At 54.8% G+C, this 12,572-nt stretch carries 11 protein-coding genes; 1 reads left to right on the plus strand and 10 read right to left on the minus strand.

Annotated elements, in window-relative coordinates:
- Positions 1-20: 20 nt before the first annotated feature.
- From BUB44_RS01000 to BUB44_RS01045, 10 genes are all read right to left on the minus strand, one after another.
- Entirely contained in the window at positions 21-776 is a 756-nt protein-coding gene (locus BUB44_RS01000; RefSeq protein ID WP_027355562.1) for a 16S rRNA (uracil(1498)-N(3))-methyltransferase, read from the minus strand.
- Positions 764-1,690: a 50S ribosomal protein L11 methyltransferase gene (gene prmA / locus BUB44_RS01005; RefSeq protein ID WP_027355563.1), complete on the minus strand. Its 927-nt coding sequence runs from the start codon at positions 1,688-1,690 to the stop codon at positions 764-766. Before prmA ends, BUB44_RS01000 begins: the two co-directional genes overlap by 13 nt.
- Positions 1,691-1,706: 16 nt before the next feature.
- Positions 1,707-2,843, minus strand: coding sequence for a molecular chaperone DnaJ (gene dnaJ / locus BUB44_RS01010; RefSeq protein ID WP_073162521.1), 1,137 nt, complete (start codon positions 2,841-2,843; stop codon positions 1,707-1,709).
- Between the two features lie 175 nt (positions 2,844-3,018).
- Positions 3,019-4,848 carry a molecular chaperone DnaK gene (dnaK, locus tag BUB44_RS01015; RefSeq protein ID WP_073162523.1) on the minus strand — a complete coding sequence of 610 codons (1,830 nt, stop codon included), beginning with the start codon at positions 4,846-4,848 and terminating at the stop codon, positions 3,019-3,021.
- A 51-nt stretch (positions 4,849-4,899) separates the two neighbouring features.
- Positions 4,900-5,565 carry a nucleotide exchange factor GrpE gene (gene grpE, locus BUB44_RS01020; RefSeq protein ID WP_073162524.1) on the minus strand — a complete coding sequence of 222 codons (666 nt, stop codon included), beginning with the start codon at positions 5,563-5,565 and terminating at the stop codon, positions 4,900-4,902.
- A gap of 20 nt (positions 5,566-5,585) precedes the next feature.
- Positions 5,586-7,154 carry a TCP-1/cpn60 chaperonin family protein gene (locus tag BUB44_RS01025; protein WP_073162526.1) on the minus strand — a complete coding sequence of 523 codons (1,569 nt, stop codon included), beginning with the start codon at positions 7,152-7,154 and terminating at the stop codon, positions 5,586-5,588.
- 14 nt (positions 7,155-7,168) lie between these two features.
- Positions 7,169-8,215 (minus strand): heat-inducible transcriptional repressor HrcA, encoded by a 1,047-nt coding sequence (gene hrcA, locus BUB44_RS01030; protein ID WP_027355567.1) that lies wholly within the window; start codon positions 8,213-8,215, stop codon positions 7,169-7,171.
- Positions 8,216-8,298: 83 nt separating this feature from the next.
- Complete coding sequence (gene hemW, locus BUB44_RS01035; RefSeq protein ID WP_073162527.1) at positions 8,299-9,441, minus strand: radical SAM family heme chaperone HemW; 1,143 nt, start codon at positions 9,439-9,441, stop codon at positions 8,299-8,301.
- A 21-nt stretch (positions 9,442-9,462) separates the two neighbouring features.
- Positions 9,463-11,265, minus strand: a complete 1,803-nt coding sequence (gene lepA, locus BUB44_RS01040) for a translation elongation factor 4 (protein ID WP_073162692.1) — start codon at positions 11,263-11,265, stop codon at positions 9,463-9,465.
- 82 nt (positions 11,266-11,347) lie between these two features.
- A complete protein-coding gene (locus tag BUB44_RS01045) occupies positions 11,348-11,551 on the minus strand; it encodes a hypothetical protein (RefSeq protein ID WP_073162529.1) in 204 nt (67 codons plus the stop codon).
- A 240-nt stretch (positions 11,552-11,791) separates the two neighbouring features.
- Between BUB44_RS01045 and BUB44_RS01050 the strand changes: the two genes are divergently transcribed.
- On the plus strand, positions 11,792-12,571 hold the full coding sequence (locus BUB44_RS01050) for a tRNA (adenine-N1)-methyltransferase (RefSeq protein ID WP_073162530.1): 780 nt from the start codon (positions 11,792-11,794) through the stop codon (positions 12,569-12,571).
- Position 12,572 lies beyond the last annotated feature (1 nt).

Here is a 12,572-nt window from a genome sequence, read left to right on the forward strand (position 1 = left end):
GGCCGTTCACCTCCGGATTGTTACCCGTCTCCACCCAGATCTCCCAGTTCATAGAGGATCATGGTCAGCGCGGCCAGCCCCGCTGTCTCCGTGCGCAGGATTCGTGGACCCAGGGATACGGAGTAAACACCTTTTTCCCTGGCCATGGCAACTTCCTCCATAGCAAACCCGCCTTCTGGCCCGATAAAAATAAACACCTCTTCGCAGGTTCGCCCCCTGAGGACGGCCTTTAAAGATCGTTCCCTTTCTTCCTCCCAGGGCATCAACGCCAGTGCACCCGGTGGGATGAGGTTGAGCGCTTCCGGCAAATCCATTATTCCGGCAACCCGGGGTACGGTGGCCCGGCGGGACTGTTTGGCAGCTTCCAGGGCTATTCGCTGCCAGCGCCGCTGGCGGTCACGGGCTTTGTCCGGCGCAAGCCGGACCACGGAGCGGGTGCAGGCCAGGGGAATTATACAGGACACACCCAGTTCGGTGCTCTTCTGTATAATTATGTCCATTTTATCGCCCTTGGAAAGCCCCTGTATCAGCGTTACCCTTAAAGGAGCTTCTCCCCCGGGAATAAAATGCTCCAGGATTTCTCCTTCGACCACACCACGATCAGAACCGGTCAATCTTACCCGGTAACCGTTGCCCTGCCCATCCATAACTGTAATCACATCTCCCGGCACAAGGCGCAGTACCCGGGAAATATGCACCACATCGGAACCGGTGATGATCACCCGCCTGCCGGTAATCTGCTCCGGAGAAACAAAGAAATAACCTATGGCCGGCACCCCCCGCGGGCGACCAGTGCGTACCATTCACCGCGGCAACGACGGTCTACGATTTTAAATCCATGGTTTTCCAGTGCCCCGACCACATCCCGTTCCCGCCCCCTGATAATGCCCGAAGCAATAAATAGCCCCTCCGGCTTCAAAATCCCGACTGCCTGCGGGATCAGGCGAATAATTACGTCAGCCACGATGTTGGCCACCACCACATCGGCGGTAATGGCCACCCCGTCCAGCAGGTTGTTGCATAAAACTTCAACTTTATCCTGTACCCGGTTCAATTTCACATTATCCCGGGCGGCCGATACAGCCACCGGATCATTATCTATAGCCACCACCCTGCGCGCTCCCAGCAGGGCAGCTGCTATGGTCAGAACACCCGATCCGGTACCCACATCCACCACCACTTCTCCACCGGATAAAATATCTTCCATCAGGGTAAGACAGAGCTGTGTAGTGGGATGGGTACCACTACCAAAGGCCATCCCCGGATCCATTTCAATTACCACCTGTCCCGGGAGTGCCGGATATTCTTCCCAGGCCGGTTTTATCACCAGTCTTCTTCCCACAGGCACAGGTTTATAGTAATCCCTCCAGGCCCGGGCCCAATCTTCTTCCATGACTCTCCTGGTCCTGATGTTAAAGACATCCTCACCGGCCAGGGCAAATAGCCGCCTCTTCAGGGTAGCAACACGCACATCAAGATTTTCATCAACCGGCAGGTAAGCCTTCACCACGGGTTCCCGGGGAAGAGAGGAAGGATCCAGGGCCACCTCGTCTTCTGCCCCCTGCAGGTATAAAGAAAAGAGGGCGGGGTCCTCGATGGCCACCCCGCCGGTACCCAGCTCGATGAATATATTGCTTACTGCCTCAACCCACTCGCCGGGAGTGGTAACGGCAATTTCCAGCCACTCCAAACACACCGGCCCCCCATCATCCCATAAAAGCATCTCTAACTTTATCAAAGAAACCTTTTTCCACCCCGGCCGGATTTTCACCGCTCAACCGGGCAAACTGGCGCAAAAGCTTTTTCTGTTCCTCACTCAACCTGGTGGGGACCATCACCTTAACCCGCACCAGCTGGTCACCACGCCCATAACCGCCCAAATCCGGGATGCCCTTGCCCCTCAGGCGGAAAACAGTGCCGTGTTGCGTACCTTCGGGAATACGTATGGTTGCCTTGCCTTCAAGGGTGGGCACTTCCACCACATCACCCAAAGCAGCCTGGGCAAAGGAAATGGGCAACTCCATAAGCACGTCATTGCCTTCACGCTTAAAGATCTTGTGGGGCCGGACGTGAATGTAGACATAGAGATCACCCGGCGGCCCACCCCTCAGACCGGCCTCTCCTTCACCGGCCACCCGCAACCTTGTCCCATCATCCACACCGGCAGGAATCTTGATGTGAATGGTGCGGGTGCGGTGAACCTGCCCGCTCCCATGACAGTTGGCGCAGGGTTTTTCAATTATGCGACCTGCACCCCGGCAGCGATCACAGGTGCGGGACTGGAAAATGCGCCCGAAGGGAGTGCTCTGGGCAAACTGCACCTGGCCGGTCCCTCCACACACCGGGCAGGTTACCGGGCGCGTTCCAGGAGCAGCCCCGGTACCGTTGCAGGTGCTGCATGGCTCCATACGGGGTACCCGGATATCTTTCTCCAGCCCAAAAGCAGCTTCTTTGAAGGAGAGTTCCAGATCCACCCGGATATCTGCTCCTTTTTCGGGGCCGCGCCTGTGCCGGGTAGACCCGCCAAAGAACATATCGAATATATCTCCCAGGCCCCCGAAATCGGTACCAAACCCTCCAAAACCACCAAATCCCTCGAACCCGCCAAACCCCTGGTTACCGGTGGCGGCATGGCCAAAGCGGTCATACTGAGCCCGTTTTTCCGGATCACTCAGGACTTCATAGGCTTCAGTTATTTCCTTAAACTTGGCCTCCGCATCCTTATCGTTGGGATTGGCGTCGGGGTGGTACTGCCGGGCCAGCTTGCGGTAAGCTTTTTTGATTTCCTCCTGCGTGGCGTCCCGGGACACCCCCAGGATTTCATAGTAGTCGCGCTTTGCCATGGCGTTACCACCACCTGAACGTACCTTTATACTCGTTTAAATAAAACTCCCGGTAACAATGCAAACCTGGCCGGCAGTCGTCTCAGGACCACCGGCCAGAAAACACCTGCAGGACAATTAACGACGCTAAAGCACATCCGGGAGTATTATACAACATTTTAATGGCTGCTGCCAATTACTTCTGATCATCTTTAATTTCGTAATCCGCATCCACCACTTTTTCACTACCGGAACCAGCAGCACCACTGCTACCGCCTGCCTGCGCCTGCTGGGCCTGCTGCTGGTAAAGCTGGGCCGAAAGTTCATACAGGGGTTTGGTCAATTCCTCGATGCGGGACTTGATCAGCTGCGTATCCTTGCCGCCCAGGGCTTCTCTAAGCCTTTCCACGGCTTTTTTGACTTCTTCCACCCTGGCTTTATCGGCTTTATCGCCCAGGTCTCTGATGGTTTTTTCAGCCTGGTAGATCATGCTATCGGCCTGGTTGCGCAGTTCGGCTTCTTCTTTCCGCTTGCGGTCTTCCTCGGCATATTTTTCTGCCTCTTTAACCATGCGCTGGATTTCTTCCTCCGAAAGCCGTGAAGTACCGCTGATGGTAATGCTCTGGGCTTTGCCAGTTGCCAGATCCTTGGCGGAAACATTTACAATACCGTTTACGTCTATATCAAATTTTACTTCAATCTGCGGTACTCCCCGGGGTGCCGGAGGTATTCCGGTAAGGGTAAACCGACCCAGGGTCTTGTTGTCAGCGGCCATGGGGCGTTCACCCTGGAGCACATGGATTTCCACCGTAGTCTGCCCGTCAGCAGCGGTGGTAAAAATCTGGCTTTTGGAAGTGGGAATAGTGGTATTCCGTTCAATGATCTTGGTAAACACACCCCCCAGGGTCTCAATACCCAGGGAAAGTGGTGTCACGTCCAGGAGCAAAACGTCTTTAACCTCGCCGGCCAGCACTGCTGCCTGGATGGCTGCCCCGATGGCCACGCACTCATCCGGGTTAATTCCTTTATATGGCTCTTTGCCCAGGAACTTGCGTATGGCCTCCTGAACAGCCGGAATACGGGTGGAACCCCCTACCAGAATTACCTTGTGGATATCCTTAGGTTCCAGCCCCGCATCGGCCAGGGCCTGCCGCGTTGGGCCCATGGTCATTTCCACCAGGTCGGCGGTTAACTCCTCAAATTTGGCCCGGGTGAGGGTTACATCCAGATGCTTGGGGCCGCTGGCATCGGCAGAAATAAAGGGGAGGTTGATGTTGGTCGTGGTAACACTGCTCAGCTCTATCTTGGCCTTTTCTGCAGCTTCCTTCAACCGCTGCATGGCCATGCGGTCATTGCGCAGGTCAATGCCTGTCTCTTTCTTAAACTGCTCTATGAGCCAGTCCATTATCCTCTGGTCGAAGTCATCACCGCCCAGGCGGTTGTTACCGCTGGTGGCCTTGACCTCAAAAACGCCGTCCCCCAGCTCCAGTATGGATACGTCGAAGGTACCTCCACCCAGGTCGAATACCAGGATGGTCTGATCCTCTTCCTTATCCAAACCGTAGGCCAGGGAAGCGGCGGTAGGTTCGTTGATTATGCGCAGGACTTCCAGGCCGGCAATTCTACCGGCATCCTTGGTAGCCTGCCGCTGGGAATCGGTAAAATAAGCAGGTACGGTGATAACTGCCTTTTCCACCTTTTCCCCCAGATAGGCCTCGGCATCGGCTTTTAATTTCTGTAAAATCATGGCCGAGATTTCCTCGGGAGTGTATTCCTTATCGTCAATTTTTACCCGGTAGTTGGTACCCATATGCCGCTTAATAGACCTGATAGTACGTTCCGGGTTGCTCACCGCCTGGCGCTTGGCCAGCTGGCCGACCAGGCGTTCACCCGTTTTGGTAAAGCCCACCACAGAGGGAGTTATGCGCTCCCCCTCCGCATTGGGAATAACTATTACCTCGCCACCTTCCATAACGGCCATACAGGAGTTGGTTGTTCCAAGGTCAATACCTATAACTTTCCCCATTTATCACGACCTCCTTAACAGATACTGCTGGTCTGTTTGTTCCCGTTATCCTCATTGGTTGTTTTCCTGTTTTGATACCGCGCGGGCTACCTTGACCAGGGCCGGCCGCAACAGCCGGTCCTTAAAATAATAGCCCCGGCGCAATTCCTCGATTACCGTATTGTCCGGGTAAGAATCGGTCTCTTCCTGCATGATTGCTTCATGCCTGGCAGGATCAAAGGGTTCATTTACAGCCGGAACCGGAGAAAGCCCCTCCCTGGTGAGTACATCCATGAGCTGGCGGTAAATCATCTCCACCCCCGCCACCACCTGGGCCGGATCATCCTCTTTAGCTGCCAGTGCCCGCTCAAAGTTATCCACGACGGGCAAAAGCTCGGCTACCAGGGACTGCGAGGCATACTTAAACCATTCCTCCCGCTCCCTGTTCATGCGGCGCCGGTAGTTTTCAAAGTCGGCCTGCATCCTTGCCAGCCTCTGAAAGTAATCCTGGGCCAGGGCTGTCTGCTCGGCCAGGCGCCGCTCCAGTTCCTGTACATCCACCTCTTCCTGCCCCTGTTCTCCCGCTGTCTCCTCCCCTTCTGTTTCCGGCAAATCAACCTGGCCAGGAGAAGAACCCTGAACCGCACTGCCGGGCTCACCGGCAGCACCGGGAGAACCGGCTTCATTATTATGTTCTGTATTTTCAGCCTCTCCCTGAGGGATTTTTTTCTCTTCCATCTCCGCACACCTCACAAGCCTTATATATCCGTCGCCTGCCTGGGACCTGCCTCTTTGTCCTCCCGCTTCTTGATAATGGTATCTATCCGCAAAATAGCTTCGGCAATTTCCCCCGCTGCTTTAAAGGCATAAGTCTTCACCAGGACGGGATCCACCACACCCAGTTCATACATATCCGCCACCTGGCCCGTATCGCAATCCACGGCCAGGGCCTCATTTCCCGTCTCTACCTGGGCAGCCATGACATCGCCAACCTTTTCCAGCGGGTTAAAGCCGGCATTGGCCACAATCTGGGCCAGCGGGCGTTTCAGAGCTTCTATGACGCAGTCCACTCCGTAGGCCGTCATGCCGCGCATGGAGGCCCGGGTTTTCTCCACCTCCCTGGCTACGGCCAGCTCAATGGCCCCACCGCCGGGAACAACCCCTCCCCTCACGGCAGCCTGGACGGCGGAGGCTGCATCCCTGGCAATGCGCTCCCTTTCCCCCACCACTTCCGCAGTGGCGGCACCTACCAGCACCGTAGCCATGGGCCTGCCGCCACCTTCCTGGATCCAGACCTGCTCCAGCTTTTCATCATGAAAAACCCGGCGGCAGCGGCCGAGATAGTGTTTAATCTGCTCCAGATCCTTTTTCAGGCCGGTACGTTTGATCATCCGGGCCCCGGTGTGTTCAGCCACCCGGCGAAGTTCCTTGTTGGCCACCCTCTGCACAACCATAATCCCGGCATCGGTAAGCATTTCTTCAGCCAGATCATGAACGCCCCGGTCAACCAGCACCAGGCCCACCTTAAGGTCAATAATCTTTTGTATGTTATCCCGAAACTGGTTCTGCAATTCCATATACCTGGCAAAACCGGCTTCGGTAGCCAGAGCTTCCTCCTCGATCTCCTCCGGCTCCAGGGCATCATCGATAACCAGCACCTGCGCATCTGCGAGTTCGCGGGGCATCTGGCGGTTCATGGGTTCCTTATCCACAATTACGCCCATAAAAACCTGGTTATCTGCCCCTTCCTGAGCCATCACCGTATCCGCAAAGCGAAAAGAACGGTCCAGAAGCTTTTCCCGCCCGATCATCCTGGCCGCCTGTACCACCAGATCGGCAATATCTTCATGCCCTCTCCCGGCCACCAGGGCAACTTGATAAATTAAAGGATCGTTCAAATCTTCCACCGGCCGGGCCTTTTGCTTCATGATTTCCAGGCCGCGTTTAACTCCTGCCCGGATACCTTCAATAACCCGGGCCACAGGCACCCCCCGGGCCACCTGCTCCACCCCGGTGCCGACCATGGCCCCGGCCATGACGGTAGCGGTAGTGGTGCCATCACCAATTTCCTCCTGCTGGGCCCTGGCAACGTTGATCACCATCCGGGCCGCCGGATGGTTGGCCTCCATCATGGTAAGGATGGTAACACCGTCATTGGTGATGACTACTTCCCCAAATTTATCCACCAGCATGGTATCCAGGCCCTTTGGACCCAGGGTGCCCTCTACGGCGGAAGCAATGGCCCGAACGGCATTGGCATTGGTGACCAGGGCCGCCATTCGCTCATCCACTTCCGCACCCGTGCTGGCCTGCTGTTTGAGACTCAAAACCCTGTTCCTCCTTATTTATCCCAACCACCCAGGAGATTTTCCAGGGCGCGGGACAGGTTTTTGGTTAAATGCTCCACCACGGTGACCACCCTGGCATAATCCATGCGGGTTGGCCCGAGAACACCTATGGTCCCAACCGGCTTCCCTTTCAGGCGGTAGGTGGCCACCACCATACTGCAATTGCTCATCTGCCGGCAGCGAATTTCCCGCCCGATGCGCACGGTAACGCCTTCCCTGCCCACATCATCTGCCAGCAAATTGCACAGGAGGCTTTCCTGTTCCAGCAGGCTGAGCAGGGTTTTTACTTTCTCCACATTACGGAACTCGGGCTGGTTTAAGATATTGAGAATCCCACCGAGATATATTCTTTCCTCCGGCAGCCTGGTCAGACTATCCTGTAAAAGCTCCATGACCATTTCTATAATCTTCCTGTGCTTAATCAGCTCCAGGTAAATTTCTTTGACCAGAGTAAGCTTTATGCTATCCATGGTACGGCCCTGGAGTTTGGCATTGAGTACCGTGGAGATGGTCTCAAGGTCCTCGGCGGTTATCCCGCGGGGAATTTCCATAATCCGGTGGTGTACGATACCGCTATCCATGATCGCCACCAGCATGGCCTGTTCGGAACCCAGTTGAACCAGGCGGATATATTTAAATCTGCTGGTACCGATTTTGGGCGGCATTACCATGGCAGCATACTGGGTTAACTGGGATAGCAACTGACCTGTCCGCTGGATTACCTCTCCCACATCACGGACTTTTTGATGGTAGCTTTCCCGGATCAGTCCTTCTTCCTCGGGGGTTAGCTCCTGCCGTTTCATTAAATAATCCACGTAATACCTGTAGCCCAGCTCTGAAGGGATCCGGCCGGCAGAGGTATGGGGTTGTTCGATATAACCCATATCCTCAAGATCAGCCATCTCATTACGAATGGTAGCCGGGCTGATCCCCAAACGGTACTTCCGGGCAATTGTGCGTGAACCCACCGGTTCAGCGGTAGCAATGTAATCGGTGATAATGGCCAGAAGGATATCCTGCTTGCGGGCATCCATTCTCACCCTTAACACCCCCTTTGTTAGCACTCGATCGCATTGAGTGCTAAACCCTGTTAAGTTTAACATAGCACCCGGCTGAACATTTGTCAAGGCAGCACAAATTCCTGGAAAACCAGGTTGGCCAGGGGTAAGCCCCGCGGAGTTAACCTCAAATGCCCGGAACAAACTTCCAGGAGTCCCGCTTCCTTTAACTTCAGGATTTGATCCCCAAATACCTCTTCAATATTTTTCCCAAAACGGGCTCTAAATTTTTCCAGGTCCAGCCCCTCCCTGAGGCGAAGAGCTAAAAACACTGTTTCCGACATCATTAGAGGAAGGGATAATTTCTCGCGGCCGGCCACCGGCAATTTTCCTGAGGAAAGAGTCGCCCGGTATTCCTCCAGGGAAGAGGTATTGTAAAAGCGCTCCCCCCGCAGGCAGGAATGGGCTGCCGGGCCCAGGCCGAGATATGGTTCATACTGCCAGTAGGATAGATTATGCCGGCAACGGTAACCGGGACGGGCAAAATTGGAGATCTCATAATGCTCGTAACCCCGGGCCGTAAGAAAATTTATCACCTCCCGGTACATGGCCAGTTCCGTTTCCTCGTCACAGCAGGGGATACTGCCACTGGCCACCGCCCGGGCCAGGGGTGTTCCTTCTTCAAGCTGCAGCGCATAGGCCGAAATGTGCTCGGGCTCCAGGATAAGTATTTCTTCCAGGCACTTTCTCCAATCCGCCAGGCTCTGACCGGGAAGGGCAAAAATGAGATCCAGGTTGAGATTGCCAAAACCGGCCCGGCGGGCCAGCCTTACCGCCTCCACAGCCTGGGAAAAACTATGGACCCGCCCCAGCAACTTCAAAAGGTGTTCCGAACACGCCTGCACCCCGAGGGAAAGGCGGTTGACCCCGGCCGCATACAGGGCTTTTAATCCGGACAGGTCCACTGTTCCGGGGTTGGCTTCCACAGTTACCTCCACCCCGGAAGACCAGTGGAAATAACGGCGGCAGCCTTCCAGTATGGCCACCAGCTCCCCCTGCGGCAGGCAGGTGGGTGTACCGCCACCGATGAAAATGGTTTTGAGAACCCTCTCCTGCGGCGACAGGTGTTCATGATAAAGGGCCATTTCCCGTAAAAGAGCGACCCGGTACCGGCGGGCGGCTTCCGGGTCATAAACATAGGAAACAAAATCACAGTAACGGCATTTACGCAGGCAAAAGGGAACATGAATATACAGGCTGATGGCCACAGGCTCACTCCCCGGGTTACTTCATTTATCTTCTATGCTCAACACAGCCATAAAGGCCTCTTGAGGAATTTCCACGCTGCCTACCTGTTTCATTCGTTTTTTGCCTTCCTTTTGTTTTTCCAGGAGCTTGCGCTTACGGGTAACGTCACCGCCGTAACATTTAGCCAGCACATCCTTGCGCCTGGCCTTGATGGTCTCACGGGCAATTACACGGCTACCGATAGCTGCCTGAACGGGTACATCAAACAACTGCCGGGGAATCAAGCTGCGCAGCTTTTCAACCAGCTGCCGTCCACGGTGATAGGCCTTGTCCCGGTGAACAATACAGGTCAGCGCATCCACCGGCTCACCATTGATCAAAATATCCAGCTTTACCAGATCGCTTTCCCTGTAACCCGCCAGTTCATAATCCAGGGAAGCATAACCCCGGGTACGGGATTTCAGCTGGTCAAAAAAATCAAAAATAACCTCGGCCAGGGGCAGGTCGTAAACGAGCATGACCCGGTTTTCCCCCAGGTACTCCATGGTTTTAAAAGTACCCCGGCGTTCCTGGGCCAGGTCCATTACCGATCCCACATACTCTTTAGGCACCATGATGGTGGCAGTAACAAATGGTTCCTCCATCCGGGCCAACTTCCCCGCTGGCGGAATTCTGGTCGGGTTGTCGATGTAAAGCTCTTCCCCCGAAGTGGTAACAACCCTGTAGACCACGTTGGGTGCGGTGGTAATTAAATTCAGGCCGTATTCCCGCTCCAGCCGCTCCTGGATAATTTCCATGTGCAGCAATCCCAGGAAGCCGCAGCGAAAACCAAAACCCAGGGCCTCGGAGGTTTCCGGCTCATAAACCAGGGAGGCATCGTTCAACTTCAATTTTTCCAGGGCGTCCCGCAGAGCACCGTAATCCACCGCATCCACGGGATAAAGGCCGCAATAAACCATGGGCGTCACTTTGCGGTAACCGGGCAAGGGCTTTTCCGCCGGACGGGCAGCATCGGTGATGGTGTCACCCACCCGGGTGTCCCTTACATTTTTTATACCCGCAGCCACATATCCCACCTGACCGGCATCCAGCCGTCCCGTGGGAGTCATGGCCGGCCTGAAGATACCCACCTCGCTGACCTCAAATTCCTTTCCGGTGGACATCATTTTTATGTGCATGCCCTCTTCCAGGTGGCCATCCACCACACGCACATAGGCAATAACCCCTTTATAGGGGTCATAATGGGAATCAAAAATAAGAGCTTTTAAAGGAGCAGCGGGGTTACCCCTGGGAGGTGGGATACGCTGCACGATGGCCTCCAAAAGCTCCTTTACTCCGGTCCCAAACTTGGCTGAAACCAAAATGGCCCCGGAAGCATCCAGCCCGATCACATCTTCGATTTCCTGTTTCACCCGCTCGGGATCAGCCGCAGGCAGGTCAATTTTATTAATCACCGGGATAATTTCCAGATCGTTTTCAATGGCCAGGTACACGTTGGCCAGGGTTTGGGCCTCGATTCCCTGGGCCGCATCCACCACCAGCAGCGCTCCCTCGCAGGCCGCCAGGCTGCGGGAAACTTCATAACTAAAGTCCACATGCCCGGGAGTATCGATCAAGTTCAACTGGTATTCAATCCCGTCTTCGGCCTGGTAAGCCAGCCGCACTGCCTGCAGCTTAATGGTAATGCCCCTCTCCCGTTCCAGATCCATCTGGTCCAGAACCTGGTCGGTCATCTCCCGCGGGCTGAGGGCTCCCGTGTATTCTAAAAGCCTGTCGGCCAGGGTGGACTTACCGTGATCAATGTGGGCAATGATGCAAAAATTACGGATGCGTTCTCTCCCCATGCCCGCAATCACCATCCTCAAATCTCTCAGAGACATATTATAACATCAATCATCGGAGGTGAAAAGAATTCTTATTCCGGACTTACCACTTGAAGTCCGGAGTATACCGGGCAGCCAGTTCTACCAGCTCCTGCAGGTGGTCACCAAATGCCCTGGCCAGTTGCTCCAGCCGGAGGGGGCCCGGGGGTAGAAGAAACTGGTTATACCCTGCCAGCACCACCTCCAGGCCGAAAACCACCAGGCCCAGGAAAATTCCCAGAACAACAACCGTCCTCCACCAGCTCATACTCCTGATCTCACTCCCTGTGTTCCATTATTGAGCATTTAATTTACTTTTTATACAGGGAAGGTTGCCGGCCGGCCAGGTTGGTGGAAGCTGACAGGGTTTTCCAAATCCGGCAGAACGGCCGGTAAGGAAGAAGACCTTTTCTGCAGGTATTATAATGGTAAAATATAATGTAAATGCTTAAAGAGGAAATGCGGGCCTTTACGCCAGAAAGAGATATCTGCTGGAAGGAGTGTTACCATGCCGCTTGCAGAAGGAGAACTGGTTGTCTTTGCCGACGAACGTTTTCAATTATTACAGCGCCTTACCCCGGGGAAACGCCTGAATACCTACTGGGGTTACATTGATCATGATGAAGTTCTGGGCCTGGAACCGGGCAGTATGGTCAGGACTTCCGGAGGGAAAAAACTCTACGTATTTTACCCAACTGTTTCCAATTACATACTAAAAATGCCGCGCAAGAGCGGCATCATATACCCCAAAGACCTGGGTATCATCATGGTCTGGACGGATATAGGGCCTGGAGATCGGGTGCTTCTGGGAGGGGTCGGAAGCGGAGCGCTGCTGATAGCAGTGTTGAGGCAGGTGGGAACGGCCGGCAAAGTAGTAGCTTATGATCTCCGCCAGGACATGCTTGACTGTGCCACGGAAAACATAAAAACATATTTCGGCACCGTACCCTCCCATCTCGAACTCAAGCTGGGGGATATTTACGAAGCTACCGGGGAAACGGGCTATAACCGGCTACTCCTGGACGTACCGGAACCGTGGAAGGCTGTCAGGATTGCGGACAGCGCCCTGGTTCCCGGCGGCATTCTGTGTTCCTACCTGCCTTCCATTGTTCAGGCCCGTACCCTTACCACCGTCCTGCAAAAATCGGGTTCCTTTGGTTTAATTGAGACCCTGGAAGTAATGCTCCGGCAATGGCACGTGGAAGGCCGTGCGGTCAGGCCCCAGCACCGCATGGTAGGCCACACCGGATTTCTCACCTTCGCACGCAAACTGAGCGGCGGAGAGTAAA

The sequence above is a fragment of the Desulfofundulus australicus DSM 11792 genome (assembly GCF_900129285.1).
In the GTDB taxonomy this organism is placed as follows: domain Bacteria; phylum Bacillota; class Desulfotomaculia; order Desulfotomaculales; family Desulfovirgulaceae; genus Desulfofundulus; species Desulfofundulus australicus.